Source organism: Curvibacter sp. GW821-FHT01G03, assembly GCF_059422285.1.
Genome location: NZ_JBWKWP010000015.1, coordinates 144,115 through 159,875, shown reverse-complemented (window position 1 = coordinate 159,875; position 15,761 = coordinate 144,115). Strand labels below are relative to the sequence as shown.

Sequence of the window (15,761 nt, the reverse complement as noted above, 5' to 3'; positions counted from 1 at the left end):
CAGCAACCCGGTGCAGGCCCGCTTTGAGCCGGGTGAACCGGTGGCCAGTGCGTCGCGGGTCAGCATCAGCGCGGGCCCCAAGCTGGCCAATGGGGTGGACAGCTACACGATCACGGCCAGTGCCTACGACCCCCAGGGCAATCTGGGCAACACCACGGCGACCACCTTCAACTTCAGCCCGGCACCCGCCGGCGCCAGCCTCAGCGCCAGCAGCTGTGTGAGCGCCGCCAGCGGCCCCGGCGCGGGCACCTGCTCGGTCACGCTCACCGCCACGGTGGCGGGCAGCTACGCCATCACGGCCAGCCTGGGCGGCACGGCGGTGGGCGGGACCAACCCGGTCACGGGCGTGTTTGTGGCCGGTGCGGCCACGGCGGCCAGCTCACGGGTGGCGATCAGCGCCGGCCCCAAGACCGCCAACGGGGTGGACGCCTACACCCTGACCGTGAGTGCCCTGGACGCCAACGGCAACCTCAGCAGTGGCAGCAACACCTTCACCTTCAGTGCCCCGGCGGCCGGGGCCAGCCTGAGCGCCAGCAGTTGCAGCACCACCGCGGGCGTGTGCTCGGTCACGCTGACAGCCACGGTGGCCAGCACGTATGCCATCACGGCCAGCCTGGGGGGCACGGCGGTGGGCGGCAGCAACCCGGTCAGCGGGGTGTTTGGGGCGGGACTGCCCACGGCGGCCCATTCACGGGTGGTGATCAGTGCCGGGCCCAAGACGGCCAATGGCAGCGACAGCTACACCCTGACCGCCACGGCCCTGGATGCGTACGACAACCTCAGCAGCGGTGGCAGCAGCACCTTCACGTTCAGCAGCCCCGGCGCGGGGGCGGCACTCAGTGCCAGCAGTTGCACCACCACGGCGGGCACCTGCTCGGTCACATTGAGCGCCACGGTGGCCGGCAGCTATGCCATCACAGCCAGCCTCGGCGGCACGGCCGTGGGGGGCGTGAACCCGGTCACGGGGGTGTTTGTGGCCGGTGCCGCCACGGCAGCGGCCTCGCGCATCAGCCTCAGCACCGGGCCCTTGCCGGCCAATGGCAGCACGGCTTACACGCTGAGCGTGACCGCCTACGACGCCCAGGGCAACCTGGCTGTGGGCAGCAGCACCTTCACCTTCAGCAACCCCGGCACAGGGGCGGCACTCAGCGCCAGCAGTTGCAGCACCACGGCCGGCACTTGTACGGTCACGCTGACGGCCACCGTGGCGGGCAGCTATGCCATCACGGCCAGCCTGGGGGGCACGGCCGTGGGCGGCAGCAACCCGGTCACGGCGGTGTTTGTGGCCGGTGTGCCCGCGGCCAGTGCCTCACTGCTGGCCATTGATCCGGGGCCCAAGACGGCCAATGGCAGCGACAGCTACACCCTCACCATCACGGCCAACGATGCCCAGGGCAACCTGAGTGCGGGCAGCGCCACGACCTTCAGCTTTGACACCCCCCAGCCCGCCAGCGGAGCCTCGTTGAGCGCAGGCACGTGCACGACGGCCACCAGCGGGCCGGACGCAGGCCGTTGCAGCGTGAGCCTGAAGGCCACCACGGCAGGCAGTTACAGCGTGCAGGCGCGGCTGGATGGCCGTCTGGTCGGAGGCAGCAATCCTGCCACGGCAGTTTTTGTGGCCGGCAGCCCCGGTGCGGCGGCGTCCAGGGTGGACATCAGTGCCGGCCCCCGGGTGGCCAATGGCCTGGACAGCTACACCCTGACCGTCCGTGCGCTGGATGCCAATGGCAACCTCAGTACCGCCGGCAGCAGCAGCTTCACCTTCAGCGCGCCTGCGGCCGGGGCCAGCCTGAGTGCCGGCAGTTGCAGCACCACGGCGGGCACTTGTTCGGTGACGCTGAGCGCCACGGTGGCCGGCAGTTACGCCATCACGGCCAGCCTGGGCGGCACCCCCGTGGGCGGCGGCAACCCGGTGACCGCGCTGTTTGTGGCCGGGGCGCCCACGGCCGCCAGCGCCCGGGTGGCCCTGAGTGCCGGGCCCAAGCTGGCCGACGGGGTGGATGCCTACACCCTGATCGCCAGTGCCCTCGATGCCAATGGCAACCTCAATGGCGCCAGCGCCATCACGGTCAGTTTCAGTGCCCCAGGGGCCGGGGCGAGCCTGAGCGCAGGCAGTTGCACCACGGCCACCAGCGGCGCAGCCGCCGGCACCTGCACGGTGAGCCTCACGGCGACGACCGCAGGCAGCTACCCCGTCACGGCCAGCCTCGGTGGTACCCCCCTGGGGGGCAGCAACCCGGTCACCGCCGTGTTTGTGCCCGGACCGGTGTCGGCCGCGGGCTCGCTTGTGAGCATGGACCCGCCTGGGCCTTTGACGGCCGATGGTGTGGCGGCCTACACCCTCACGGTGCGGGCGCAAGACGCCCGGGGCAACCTCAACAGCAGCGCGGCCGTCACCTTCGCGTTCAGTGATCCGGGCCCGGGCGCCGTGCTGAGTGCCAGCACTTGCAGCACGCCCACCACCGGCGCCGCGGCAGGGTCTTGCTCGGTGAGCTTGCGCGCCACGCTGGCTAGCGTCTACAGCGTGAGCGCCAGCCTGGGGGGGGCCGCAGTCGGCGGTAGCAACCCCGTGAATGCCCGCTTTGTGGCCGACGTGGCCGTGGCCGCCAGCGCGCGCGCCAGCATCGATGCCGGCCCCAAGCTGGCCAACGGCAGCGATGCCTACACCCTCACGGCCAGCGCCACCGATGCGTTTGGCAACCTGGACAGCAGTCAGCCCTACACCTTCAGCTTCAGCCCGCCGGGGGCGGGGGGCGCCCTCAGTGCCTCCACCTGCACCACGGCCACCAGTGGGGCGGCGGCCGGCACTTGTTCGGTCAGCTTGAGCTCGACGGTGGCGGGTGCCCAGTCCATCCGGGTGAGCCTGGGCGGCCAGGCCCTGGGGGGCACCAACCCCTTGGTGGGCACTTTTGTGGCCGGGCCGGTGACCCCAGCCAGCGCCCGCGTCAGCCTGAGCAGCGGCCCGCGCACGGCCAACGGCAGCGACGCTTACACCCTCACCGCCCAGGCGCTGGATGCCTACGGCAACCTCAACACCGGCGCCAGCCTCAGCTTCAGTTTCAGCAACCCGGGCGCGGGGGCCAGCCTGAGCGCCAGCAGCTGCACCACCAGCGCCGGCACTTGCTCGGTCACGCTCACGGCCACGGTGGCTGCCAGCTACAACATCACGGCCAGCCTGGGGGGCAACGCGGTGGGGGGAACCAATCCGCTCACGGCGCTGTTCGTGCCGGGACCGGTGTCTGCCGCCAGTTCAACCCTGGCCATCGACGCCGGCCCCAAGACGGCCAACGGCAGCGACGCCTACACCCTGAGCGTGAGCGCCCGCGATGCCCAGGGCAACCTGGTGAGCACGGGTAGCCAGACCTTCAGTTTCAGCGTGACCGGCAGCGGGGCCAGCCTGAGTGCCAGCAGTTGCAGCAGCAGTGGCGGCCAGTGCAGTGTCACGCTTCGTGCCACCGTGGCGGGCAGCTACAGCGTCACGGCGAGTCTGGCGGGCACGTCGCTGGGCCTTGGCAACCCGGCACAGGCGGTGTTTGTGGCCGGTCCCGCCACGCCAGGCAGCTCGCGCATCAGCATCACCCCGGATGGCCCCAAAGCCGCCAACGGACTCGATTCCTATGGCATCACGGTCAGTGCCCTGGATGCCCAGGGCAACCTGGTGACGGGCACGGCCAGTACCTTCACCTTCAGCAATCCGGGCCCTGGTGCGGCACTCAGTGCCAGCAGTTGCAGCACCTTGTCGGGCAGTTGCCAGATCCAGATCACGGCCACCGTGGCCGGCGCCTACCTGGTGGGGGCCAGCCTGGGGGGCACGCCGGTGGACGGCGGGCATCAGGTGAGTGCCAGCTTCCAGGCGGGTGCCGTGACAGCGGGGGTTTCCAAGGCCTTGATCAGCGCTGGGCCCAAGATTGCCAATGGGCTGGACGCCTACACCGTGAGCGCCGAAGCCTATGACGCGCTGGGCAACCGGGTCACGCTGAACCCCGTCAGTTTCACCTTTGCGTTGGAGGGGGCACCCAACGCCGCCACCCTGGGCGCGGCCAGTTGCGTGACCCCCACCACCGGAGCAGACGCGGGTCGCTGTGGGGTGAGCCTGGTCGCCACCCGTGCCGATGCCTACCTGGTGCATGTGCGGCTGGACGGCGAGGGCCTGGGCAACCCGGTGGCACACAGCCCGGTCACGGCGGTGTTTGTGGCCGACAGCCCCAGCGCCGGGGCGTCCCGGGTCAGCCTCAGTGCGGGGCCCAAAACCGCCAACGGCAGTGACGCCTACACCCTCACCGCCACCGCCTACGACAGCCAGGGCAACCTGAACAGCGCCAGTACCACCGTTTTCAATTTCGGTGCCCCGGGGGCGGGGGCCAGCCTGAGTGCCAGCAGTTGCAGCACCACGGCGGGCGTGTGCTCGGTCACGTTGACGGCCACGGTGGCGGGCAGCTATGCCGTCACGACCAGCACCGGCGGGGTGCCGGTGGGCGGCAGCAACCCGGTCACCGGGGTGTTTGTGGCGGGACTGCCCACGGCGGCCCAATCACGGGTGGCCATCACCACCGGCCCCAAGCTGGCCAATGGGGTGGACAGCTACACACTCACGGCCACGGCCTACGATGCCCAGGGCAATCTGAACACGGGCAATGCCACCGTCTTCAATTTCAGTGCGCCTGCGGTCGGAGGCAACCTCAGTGCCAGCAGTTGCAGCACGGTGGCCGGGGCGTGCTCGGTCACGCTGACGGCCACCGTGGCGGGCAGCTATGCCATCACGGCCAGCACGGGCGGCAGTCCTTTGGGCGGTAGCAACCCCGTCAGCGCGGTGTTCGTGGCCGGTTCACCCACCGCCGGGGGCTCTCGGGTGGTGATCAGCGCCGGCCCCAAGACGGCCAACGGCACCGATGCCTACACGATCACGGCCAGCGCCTACGACGCCCAGGGCAACCTGAACACGGCCAGTGTCAGCAGCTTCAGTTTCAGTGCCCCAGGCGCGGGGGCCAGCCTGAGCGCCAGCACTTGCAGCACCACGGCGGGCGTGTGCTCGGTCACGCTGACGGCGACAGTGGCCGGCAGCTACGCGATCACGGCCAGCCTGGGTGGCACGGCGGTGGGCGGTAGCAACCCGGTCACCGGGGTGTTCGTGGCGGGGTTGCCCACGGCGGCCCAATCACGGGTGGCCATCAGCGCGGGGCCCAAGCTGGCCAATGGGGTGGATGCCTACACGATCATGGCCACGGCCTATGATGCCCAGGGCAACCTGAGCAGCTTCAACAGCACCACTTTCAGCTTCAGCGCGCCGGGCACGGGGGCCGGCTTGAGTGCTGCCGATTGTGTGACTGCGCTCACAGGCCCTGGTGCGGGCACCTGCTCGGTCACGCTGAGCGCCACCGTGGCCGGCAGCTATGCGGTGAGTGCTGACCTGGCGGGCCAGGCCCTGGGCGGGAGCAACCCGGTCACGGGTGTGTTTGTGGCTGGCGCGGCCACGGCAGGCAGTTCGAAGGTGGCGATCAGCGCGGGCCCCAAGACGGCCAACGGCACGGATGCGTACACGATCACGGCCAGTGCCTACGACAGCCAGGGAAACTTGAACAATGCCAGTACCACCGTTTTCACTTTCAGTGCCCCAGGCGCGGGGGCGAGCCTGAGTGCCAGCAGCTGCAGCACCACGGCGGGTGTGTGCTCGGTCACGCTGACGGCCACGGTGGCCGGCAGCTATGCCGTCACGGCCAGCACCGGCGGGGTGCCGGTGGGTGGCAGCAACCCGGTCACCGGGGTGTTTGTGGCGGGGCTGCCCACGGCGGCCCAATCACGGGTGGCCATCACCACCGGCCCTAAGCTGGCCAATGGGGTGGACAGTTACACGATCACGGCCAGTGCCTACGACCCCCAGGACAACCTGAGCAGCTTCAACGGCACCACCTTCAGCTTCAGTGTGCCGGGCACAGGCGCCGCCTTGAGCGCTGCCGATTGCGTGACCGCGCTCACAGGCCCTGGTGCGGGCAACTGCTCGGTCACGTTGACGGCGACGGTGGCGGGCAGCTACGCCATCACAGCCAAGCTGGGTGGCACGGCGCTGGGGGGCAGCAACCCGGTCACGGGCGTGTTTGTGGCGGGCACGGCCACGGCGGGTAGTTCGAAGGTGGCGATCAGCGCAGGCCCCAAGACGGCCAATGGCAGCGATGCCTACACGATCACAGCCAGCGCCTACGACGCCCAGGGCAACCTGAACACCAGCAGTGTCAGCAGCTTCAGTTTCAGCGCGCCAGGCGCGGGGGCCAGCCTGAGCGCCAGCAGCTGCAGCACCACGGCGGGTGTGTGCTCGGTCACGCTGACGGCCACGGTGGCCGGCAGCCATGCCGTCACGGCCAGCACCGGCGGGGTGCCGGTGGGCGGCAGCAACCCGGTCACCGGGGTGTTTGTGGCGGGGTTGCCCACGGCGGCCCAATCCCGGGTGGCCATCACCACCGGCCCCAAGCTGGCCAACGGGGTGGACAGTTACACGCTCACGGCCACGGCCTACGACGCCCAGGGCAATCTGAGCAGCTTCAACGGCACCACCTTCAGCTTCAGCGTGCCGGGTTCAGGGGCCGCCTTGAGCGCTGCCGATTGCGTGACGGTGCTCACAGGCCCGGGCGCGGGCAGCTGCTCGGTCACGTTGAGCGCCACCGTGGCTGGCCGCTATGCGGTGAGTGCTGACCTGGCGGGCCAGGCCTTGGGCGGGAGCAACCCGGTCACGGGTGTGTTTGTGGCCGGCGCGGCCACGGCAGGCAGTTCGAAGGTGGCGATCAGCGCAGGCCCCAAGACCGCCAATGGCACGGATGGCTACACGATCACGGCCAGCGCTTACGACAGCCAGGGCAACCTGAACACGGCCAGTGTCAGCAGCTTCAGTTTCAGTGCCCCAGGCGCGGGGGCCAGCCTGAGCGCCAGCACTTGCAGCACCACGGCGGGCGTGTGTTCGGTCACGCTGACGGCCACGGTGGCCGGCAGCTACAGCGTGACGGCCACGGTGGGGGGGGCTTGGGTCGGTGGGACGAATCCGGTGATTGGGGTGTTTGTGGCCGGGGCCGTGACGGCGGGCTCGGCACGCGTGAGCCTCAACGCGGGGCCCAAGGCCGCCAATGGGGTGGATGCCTACACGCTGACGGCCAGCGCCCTGGACGCGCAGGGCAATCTGAACAGCAGCAGTGCGATCAGCTTCAATTTCAGTGACCCCGGCCCCGGGGGCAGCCTGAGTGCGAGCAGTTGCAACACCGTGCTCACTGGCGCCACAGCGGGCACTTGCACGGTGAGCTTGACGGCCACGGTGGCGGGCAGCTACAGCGTGACGGCCACCGTGGGTGGCATCAACGTGGGCGGCAGCAACCCGGTGACCGGGGTGTTTGTGGCGTCAGGCATGGATGCAGGTCAATCGCGGGTGAGCATCACCCTGACCGGTGTGAGCAAACTGGCCAATGGTGTGGATTCGTACACCATCACGGCCAGCGCCTATGACAGCCAGGGCAACCTGAACACCTGGCAGCCGCAGACTTTTGCGTTCAATTGGCGCGAAGGGGGCGTGACGCGCGTCTTGAACAACCGGGCCTTGAAGCAGGCCGTGGGCGCCCGGTCGGCCAACCAATGGACGGCCCTGAGTGCGGCGACCTGCACCACCGCCACCAGCGGCGCCCAGGCCGGCAGCTGCTCGGTTACGCTGAGCTCGACCCTGGCGGGGTGGTTCACGGTGCTCAGTCAGATCGGCGGCGTGGCGGTGGGCAATCCTTCGGGAGGGCAGGTGGCGGCTCAGTTTTTGGTGGGCCCGGCGGTGGCGGCCAACTCGCTGATCACCATCAGCCCAGGCAGCAAACAGGCCGATGGGGTGGACACGCACACCGTGACCATCACGGCACGGGACGCCTTTGACAACGTGCAGGCGGAGGTGTCGACCCTGTTCACCTTCAGCCCGCCGGCGGTAGGGGCCACCCTGAGCGCCAGCAGTTGCAGCACGATGACCACGGGGGCCGATGCGGGCAGTTGCTCTGTGACGCTGAAGGCCACGACACCAGGCACCTATGCCGTGGCGGGCAGCACGGGGGGGCAGCCCGCGGGCAGCCCGGTGCAAGGGCAGTTTGTTGCGCCTACGGCCGGGGCGGTGACTGCGGTGCCCACCTTGAGCGAGTGGGCCTGTGTGGGCTTGGTGCTGGGCCTGGGCTTGCTGGGGGTGGCTTCAGGGGGCCTCAATCGTCGGTCGGGTCGCCGGCCAGCCAGACCTGGTTGCGTCCCTTGTTCTTGGCCAGGTACATGGCTTGGTCGGCGCGGCGGATGAGGTACTGGGGGTCGGGGTGCTGGTCGTAGAGTGCCACCCCGATGCTCACGGTAAGTCCGATGTGGCGCCCCTGGCCGATCAGGAATTCGGTGTCGGCAAAGCGTTGGCGCAGGTTCTCGGCAATGCGCAGACTGGCTTCGGCGTCCACCTCCACCAGCATCACCAGCATTTCCTCGCCGCCGTAGCGGAACACGAAATCGCCGTTGCGCACCCCATTGAGCAGCAGCGCTGCTGCCTGTTGCAGCACCAGGTCGCCCGCATCGTGTCCATGTTCGTCGTTGACCCGCTTGAAGTGGTCCACATCGACCAGCAAGAGGGCAAAGCGCTTGCCCTGGCTGTTGGACAGCGCGATTTCGCGGCTCAGCACGGAGGGCAGAAAGCGCCGGTTCAGCAAGCGGGTCAGCGTGTCGCGCCCGTTCTCCACCTCCAGTTGGTGCTCAAACAGGCCCGACAGGAAATATTTCAGGTTGTCCAGCTCCTGTTGCAACTCCAGTACCAGTCCGGCGGCATGGTGCGCTGAGTGATCGGCCCCGGCCAGCCGGGGCAGTACGGTGGCGTCGATGCGCTCGATGCTGTCCCGGATCTGCTCCATCTCGGGTGCTCCCTCGAACAGGGTGGCCGCCTTGTGATGGAACCACAGCCCGAACTCCGAAACGCCCAGACGCGGCAGCACGCTGGGCCTGGGAACACGGTGCAGGGAGAACATCAGCTCTTGCCCCCACTCGAGCAAGACGGAGCGCTGCTTTTCGCGCTCGACAGACATGTTCTGGCCCAGTGAGAACAGGCGATAGGCCTCGTCGTTGCGGGCCCCGCGCTGAGAATTGCGCAAAAAGGCTTCGGTCATCAGCTCCAGTGCCATGTCAAGCAGTTCGCTGACATAGGCCACGGCCTGGCGGTGCAAGGGGTCGTCCTGGCGGCAAGCCGCATCCAGCCGCTCAAACAGGGCGCGCTTGAGCACCCGCGCGCCACGCGCCACCAGATGGATGGGCAACTGGATGCGTGCATGCACTTCGCCCACATGGCGCTGCAGCGCCACGATGGCGGCCGGGTCGCTCATGGGATGGGCCAGTACCTCGCAAATCCAGCGTTCCATCGAGGCCTGCAGGCGTTGGTGCACGATGTCGTGGTTCAGGAACCGGGCGGCCTGGGGATGCCCCTGCATGCTGTCGTAGAAGTGCTGCGCCAGCTCAACGCAATGCGCCTGCGCCAAACTGGCGACCAGGTCGCGGCAGGCCATGGGCGCCGTTTGCACGGCCTTCGCCCATTCCTGCTCGGGAAGGTCGTTTGTGGGGCTGGAGTGAGCTTGCATGGGTGACGAGAACCGACGGCCATAGGGGCACGATTGGTTTCTTATCTGCTTGGTTTGTAACGGCATGCAAGTATAAGCAGGTGCTCCGGGCCTGCTGTCAGGGGATTTATGCTGCACTGCGGCGATAATTTCGAGCTGCACTGAAAGGGAAATTCGTGGATATCGTTTTGCTGGCCAAGGCGGCCATCATGGGGGTGGTGGAGGGGTTGACCGAGTTCCTGCCGATCTCGTCGACTGGCCACCTGATCCTGGCCGGAGCCCTGCTGGGCATGGATGACGACAAGGCCAAGGTGTTTGATATCGCAATCCAGACCGGCGCCATCTTCGCGGTGGTGATGGTGTACTGGCAAAAGATCCGCGACACCGTTGCGGCCCTGCCGGTGTCCATGCGGGCCCGTTTGTTCGCCTTCAATGTGCTGGTGGGCTTTTTACCGGCCGTGGTGCTGGGGCTGCTGTTCGGCAAATTCATCAAGGCCCACCTGTTCACGCCTGAGGTGGTGGCCAGTACCTTCATCCTGGGGGGGCTGGTGATCCTGTGGGCCGAGCGGCGTCCCCAAAGCGATGCCCATGTGCAGAACGTTGACAGCATGACGGCCATCGATGCCCTCAAGGTCGGCTTGGTGCAATGCCTGGCCATGGTGCCGGGCACCAGCCGAAGCGGTGCCACCATCATCGGCGGCATGCTGTTGGGCCTGAGCCGCAAGGCCGCGACCGATTTTTCGTTTTTCCTGGCCATCCCGACGCTGATCGGGGCTGGGGTCTACAGCCTGTACAAAGAGCGGGCGCTGCTGTCGATGGCCGATCTGCCCCTGTTCGGCGTGGGCCTGCTGTTCTCGTTTGTCAGCGCCTGGCTGTGCGTGCGCTGGTTGCTGCGCTACATCAGCACCCACAGCTTTGTGGTCTTTGCCTGGTACCGCATCGCCTTCGGCATCGTGGTGCTGGCCACCGCCTGGAGCGGTCTGGTGCATTGGGCGGCGTGAATGTAGGCCCCCACGGTCGTGCACTTCGTGTCACTCCCTGCCCCCCGAGGGGGCCGCAGGCCGCCTTGGGGCGGCCCGGCGCCGGCCTGACCGCTTCGTTGCAGGCCGGCTGAAGCGGGGAGGAGGGCCAGCCCGCCGTCGGGCGGCGGCGCCTCGGGCAGAGCTTCCTGGGCGTGCACTTTAGGCACAGGGTGTCAATAACCCGCTTCCTTTTGATGGCGAACGGCGAGCAAGGTGACTCTTTCCGGTCCCAGGTGATATCGGACCAGGTAGCCGCTGCTGCCAAAGTCAATGACCAACTCTCGGAACGGTGCTGGCATGCCCTCAATGGGGCGGCCAACACCAGGGTGTTTGATCAGCAGCCGCACGCTCTGGCGGATTTTTTGCACCGCTCGGTTGGCAGCATCCGTGTTTTTGGGGCGGAGGAACTGGTGGAGTCGTCGCACGTCACTCAGTGCGGTCTCCGACCAGATCAGGTCCGGCATGCTGGTGGATCGACGTCATGGCCTGCCTCAAGCTGGGCTAACCAGGCGTCTGCTTCAGCGGCGGTGAGGTGCCGCCCTGTGCGGCAATGATCTTCCCAGGCGGTCAGGGTGTCTTGTCGGAAGGCTTCGCGCCGTTCCTCGCGATCCACGTACTGGATGATGGCATCGTGCACCAGGCCCTGAGGGCTGAGGTGGCGCACTTCGGCCAGGCGCTCCAGGCGGGTTCGGATGTTCTCGTCGATCTGGATCGACACGGCGCGAACCGTCTCAACAGTCATGGCAGCCTCCATCAAAGCAGCACAAAGCAAGACATTACCATGCCGATCGAGGCCATCGAAAGATCGGCTTTTCGCCATCGATCAGACGCTGAGATAGCGTTGATCGGTGGTCAGGCCTTGGCGGTTTCGAGGTTGCGCAGGCTGGCCTCGATGGCGGCGGCGGTGGCCAGGGGCTTTTCCATGGGGAAGAGGTGGCTGCCGTCGAGCATCATGATGCGGCCTTTGACCACTTTTTCAGTCATGGTCATGCCCACTTGCTGCATCTCTTGTGAGGCCAGGCCGCCGATGAAGGCCGCCGGGCAGCGCAAGGGGTGGCGGGTCAACAAGCCGTCGAGGTTGTGCGGCAGGGTGTTGTAGATGGCGGTTTCCACGTCGCGGTCGAAGCACAGCACGCGGCGCAGGCCTTGCGGGCCGTCTTCGTCGCGGGTGCCGTGGGTGATGTAGTCCTCAAGCACCTGCGGGTCCCAACGCGCGAAGGCCTTCTTGTGCTGGAAGTGGGCCAGGGCTTCTTCGGCGCTGGCCCAGGCGTTGCGTCGGCGCCGGCTGATCTTGCCGGGCGACACAGAGCCAACCAACTGGGTCTGCTTGATCACGCCCAGTGCATTGGCGCGCCAGCCGCCCAGCAGCGGTGAGTCGATCAGCAGCACGCCCTTGACACCGTGTCCCCCCAGTTTGGGGTGCCTGGCCGCGGCCATCACACTCAGAAAACCGCCCAGCGAGTGGCCCACCAGAAAGGCGGGTTCGCCGGCCTTGGTGATCTCGCGCTCGGCAAAGTCGGCCAACTGCTGCACCAACTGCGGCCAGTTGCTGGTGACGGGGTAGCGCTCGTCGTGTCCGAACTGTTCCAAGGCCTTGACCTTGAAGCCGCGTTGTCGCAACTGCTTGAACAAGACCTGGTAGGTGCTCGCCGGAAAGCTGTTGGCGTGGGAGAAGATGATCAATGACATGGATGCCGTGGTGCCCAGAAGGGCCGCTTCAGATCAGCTTTTCCTGCGGGGTGGCGATCTTGTGCAGCGGCTTGCTGCGCGGGCTGTGCACCATCAGCGGCACCTCGGTCTGGCCATCACCCCACATCGGGTCTTCGATGCTGTCGAACACCTCACGCAGCTTCTGGCCCCAACTGCCATGGACCATGCGGAAGTAGGGGTTGTTCTCGTCGATGCAGATGACCTTGTCGGTCTTGAACTGGTGGGCGTCGTACACCACCAGGTCCAGCGGCAGGCCCACCGACAGATTGGACTTGAGGGTCGAATCCATCGACACCAGGGCGCATTTGGCCGCCTCGTCCAGCGGTGTGGTCGGGGTGATGACGCGGTCGAGCACAGGCTTGCCGTACTTGGATTCGCCAATCTGGAAGTAGGGGGTTTCGGGGGTGGCTTCGATGAAGTTGCCGGCCGAATAGACCTGGAACAGGCGCATGCCTTCGCCCTTGATCTGGCCGCCGAAGATCATCGACACGTTGAACTCGACACCGGCCTGGCGCAGCGAGGCGGCATCGCGCTCATACACCCGGCGCACGGCCGAACCCAGCACGCGGCAGGCGTCGAACATGCTCTTGGCGTTCCAGATGGTGATGGGCTCACCGCCTTCATGGTCCTTGAGCTGCTCGACCTGCAGGATCTCGCGGATGGACTGCGAAATGCTCAGGTTGCCGGCCGACAGCAGCACCATGAAGCGATCGTCCGGCTTTTCATAGACGATCATCTTGCGGAAGGTGCTGATCTGGTCGAGACCGGCGTTGGTGCGCGAATCGGACAGGAACACCAGGCCCGCATTGAGTTTGATGGCGACGCAATAAGTCATTGGGAAGACGCTAGTTTTTTCAGGGAGTAGATCAGGTCCAGCGCCTCGCGCGGACTGAGGGTGTCGGGGTCGATCTCGGAAAACCTTGATTCTAAGGCGCTGGGTGCTATGGATTCAGTAGCTGGTGGCGGTGCAAACAGGTCGACCTGGGCCTGCGATTCGCTGGCCCGGAGCTCCAGTGCCTCCAGGGCATGGCGCGCATGGTGCAGCACGGCCACGGGCATGCCTGCCAGACGGGCCACCTGGATGCCGTAGCTGCGGCTGGCCGGGCCGTTCTGGATCTCATGCAGAAACACGATGTCCGAGCCCGACTCGGTGGCGCTCACGTGCACGTTCACGGCCTGGTGGTGTTTGGCCGGGAATTCCGTCAGCTCGAAATAGTGGGTGGCAAACAGCGTGAAGGCCTGCGTGCGGTCGTGCAGCTGCGTGGCAATGCCCGAGGCCAGTGCCAGGCCGTCGAAAGTCGAGGTGCCGCGGCCGATCTCGTCCATCAGCACCAGGCTGTGGGGCGTGGCGCTGTGCAGAATCTGGGCGGCTTCGGTCATCTCCAGCATGAAGGTCGATTGGGCGTTGGCCAGGTCGTCAGCAGCACCGATCCGGGTGTGGATCGCGTCGATGGGCCCGAGGCGGCAGGCCTCGGCCGGCACATGGCTGCCCATGCTGGCCAGAAGCACGATCAATGCCACCTGGCGCATGTAGGTCGATTTACCGCCCATGTTGGGGCCGGTGATGATCTGCATGCGCTGACGCAGGCCCAGCCGGGTGTCGTTGGCAATGAAGCTGCCGCCCGAGGTCTCGGCCAGCCGGGCCTCGACCACCGGGTGGCGGCCGCGGGTGATGTCGATGCAGGGCTCTTTGGCAAACACCGGGGCGTTCCAGCCCAAGGTCAGGGCGCGTTCGGTCAGGGTGCACAGCACATCCAGCGTGGCCATGGCGCGCGCCACCCGGCTCAGCGCCGGCACGTGGGCCTGCAAGGCGTCCAGCACCTGCTCGTAAAGCCATTTCTCGCGCGCCAAGGCCCGCTCTTGGGCCGACAGGGCCTTGTCCTCGAAGGTTTTCAGCTCGGGGGTGATGAAGCGCTCGGCGTTTTTCAAGGTCTGACGCCGGCGGTAGTCGGCCGGCACCTTGTCGAGCTGGCCCTGGGTGACTTCGATGTAGAAACCGTGCACTTTGTTGTATTGCACGCGCAGGTTGGCGATGCCGGTGCGTTCACGCTCGCGCACCTCCAGTTCGACCAGAAAGCTGTCGGCATGGTCCTGGATGTGGCGCAGCTCGTCGAGTTCGGCGTCAAAGCCTTCGGCGATCACGCCGCCGTCGCGCACCAGGGCCGCGGGCTCGGGCTGGATGGCGCGTTGCAGCAGCGCGGCGCATTCGGGCGGGGCCTGCAGCTCGGTGGCCACCTGGGCCAGGGTGCCGTCGGGCCATTGGCCGATGCGGGTCAGGCCCTCGGCCTTGATCAGCGAGACCTGCAGGGCCACCAGCTCACGCGGGCGCACCTGACGCAAGGCAATGCGCGCGGTGATGCGTTCCACATCGCTGCTGCCCTTGAGCTGGGCGCGCAGCGCGTGCCAGGGGCCGGCACCGTTGCTGCCCTTGAGCACGGCAATCGCGTCCAGGCGGGCCTGGGCGATGCTGCGGTCGCGCGGGGGCTCCAGCAGCCAGGTCTTGAGCAGGCGACTGCCCATGCCGGTCATGCAGGTGTCCAGCAGCGAGTAGACGGTGGGCGAATCCTCCCCGCGCAGGGTCTTGACCAACTCCAGATTGCGCCGGGTGGTCACCGGCAGCTCGATCAGTTCGCCGCTGCGCTGAACACGCAGTGCGCGCAGGTGGGGCAGGGACCGGCCCTGGGTGTGCTCGGCGTAATTCAGCAGGGCGGCGGCGGCGGCATGGGCCTGGGGCAGGTCTTCGGCGTGCCAGGTGCTGAGGCTGGCCACTTGCAGCTGCTCCAGCAGCTTGCGCTGGCCCAGGGCGGCGTCAAACTGCCATTCGGGGCGCTGGCTCATCGGCAGGCCGGCGGTGGCCCGGGCCTGGCGCAGGCTTTGCTCGAAGCTCGGGGTCACATCGGCACTGAAAATCAGTTCGCTGGGCGCGATGTGCGCCAGCCAGGCCTCCAGTTCGTCACTGGCGCATTCGGCCAGGTGGATGTCGTCTTGCGTGACGCTGAGCCAGGCCAGGCCGCAGCGGTTGCGCGGGCCCTGGTGCACCGACAGCAGCACGGCATCGGCCTTGTCGCCCAGCAGTTCGGCATCGGTCAGCGTGCCGGGGGTGACCACGCGCACCACTTTGCGCTCGACCGGCCCCTTGGCGGTGGCCACATCGCCCACCTGCTCGCAGATGGCCACCGACTCACCATGGCGGATCAGGCGCGCGAGGTAGTTCTCCATCGAATGGAAGGGCACACCGGCCATGACCACGGGCTGGCCGGCCGATTGGCCGCGCCGGGTCAGGGTGATGTCGAGCAGGCGTGCCGCTTTTTCGGCGTCGTCATAGAACAGCTCATAGAAGTCGCCCATGCGGTAGAACAGCAGCGTGTCCGGGTGGTTCGCCTTGAGGGCGAAGTACTGCTGCATCATGGGGGTGTGCGCTGAGTAGTCTAATTTTTCCATTTAAATC

General features: G+C 67.3%; 8 protein-coding genes. 2 read left to right on the top strand and 6 right to left on the bottom strand.

Annotated elements, in window-relative coordinates; all coding sequences use genetic code 11:
• Window positions 1-10: 10 nt before the first annotated feature.
• Entirely contained in the window at window positions 11-8,293 is an 8,283-nt protein-coding gene (locus AC07VS_RS21370) for an Ig-like domain-containing protein (RefSeq protein ID WP_494751921.1), read from the top strand.
• Here AC07VS_RS21370 and AC07VS_RS21365 read toward each other — a convergent pair.
• The gene (locus AC07VS_RS21365; RefSeq protein ID WP_494751920.1) at window positions 8,205-9,545 is read right to left on the bottom strand and encodes a diguanylate cyclase; all 1,341 of its coding nucleotides are present in this window, start codon (window positions 9,543-9,545) and stop codon (window positions 8,205-8,207) included. The two genes, AC07VS_RS21370 and AC07VS_RS21365, sit on opposite strands and share 89 nt — an antisense overlap.
• Window positions 9,546-9,757: 212 nt before the next feature.
• On the opposite strand from AC07VS_RS21365, the gene AC07VS_RS21360 reads away from it, so the two are divergent.
• Window positions 9,758-10,582 (top strand): undecaprenyl-diphosphate phosphatase, encoded by an 825-nt coding sequence (locus AC07VS_RS21360; RefSeq protein ID WP_494658216.1) that lies wholly within the window; start codon window positions 9,758-9,760, stop codon window positions 10,580-10,582.
• Between the two features lie 194 nt (window positions 10,583-10,776).
• Here the strand turns inward: AC07VS_RS21360 and AC07VS_RS21355 are convergent, their stop codons facing one another.
• The 5 genes from AC07VS_RS21355 to mutS all read right to left on the bottom strand — a co-directional run bounded on the left by AC07VS_RS21355 (window position 10,777) and on the right by mutS (window position 15,754).
• On the bottom strand, window positions 10,777-11,067 hold the full coding sequence (locus AC07VS_RS21355) for a type II toxin-antitoxin system RelE/ParE family toxin (RefSeq protein WP_494751919.1): 291 nt from the start codon (window positions 11,065-11,067) through the stop codon (window positions 10,777-10,779).
• Window positions 11,055-11,345, bottom strand: a complete 291-nt coding sequence (locus AC07VS_RS21350; RefSeq protein WP_494658214.1) for a CopG family ribbon-helix-helix protein — start codon at window positions 11,343-11,345, stop codon at window positions 11,055-11,057. The genes AC07VS_RS21355 and AC07VS_RS21350 overlap by 13 nt, the downstream gene beginning before the upstream one ends.
• Before the next feature lie 110 nt (window positions 11,346-11,455).
• Window positions 11,456-12,292 carry an alpha/beta fold hydrolase gene (locus AC07VS_RS21345; protein ID WP_492348060.1) on the bottom strand — a complete coding sequence of 279 codons (837 nt, stop codon included), beginning with the start codon at window positions 12,290-12,292 and terminating at the stop codon, window positions 11,456-11,458.
• 28 nt (window positions 12,293-12,320) lie between these two features.
• Window positions 12,321-13,148 carry a proteasome-type protease gene (locus AC07VS_RS21340; protein ID WP_492348061.1) on the bottom strand — a complete coding sequence of 276 codons (828 nt, stop codon included), beginning with the start codon at window positions 13,146-13,148 and terminating at the stop codon, window positions 12,321-12,323.
• Window positions 13,145-15,754 carry a DNA mismatch repair protein MutS gene (gene mutS, locus AC07VS_RS21335; protein WP_494751918.1) on the bottom strand — a complete coding sequence of 870 codons (2,610 nt, stop codon included), beginning with the start codon at window positions 15,752-15,754 and terminating at the stop codon, window positions 13,145-13,147. Before mutS ends, AC07VS_RS21340 begins: the two co-directional genes overlap by 4 nt.
• Window positions 15,755-15,761 lie beyond the last annotated feature (7 nt).

Bases quoted from the DNA above. Each gene is read 5' to 3' on its own strand.
- AC07VS_RS21345 (WP_492348060.1), bottom strand. From the start codon at position 12,292: ATGTCATTGATCATCTTCTCCCACGCCAACAGCTTTCCGGCGAGCACC.
- AC07VS_RS21355 (WP_494751919.1), bottom strand. From the start codon at position 11,067: ATGCCGGACCTGATCTGGTCGGAGACCGCACTGAGTGACGTGCGACGA.
- AC07VS_RS21340 (WP_492348061.1), bottom strand. From the start codon at position 13,148: ATGACTTATTGCGTCGCCATCAAACTCAATGCGGGCCTGGTGTTCCTG.
- AC07VS_RS21350 (WP_494658214.1), bottom strand. From the start codon at position 11,345: ATGACTGTTGAGACGGTTCGCGCCGTGTCGATCCAGATCGACGAGAAC.
- mutS (WP_494751918.1), bottom strand. From the start codon at position 15,754: ATGGAAAAATTAGACTACTCAGCGCACACCCCCATGATGCAGCAGTAC.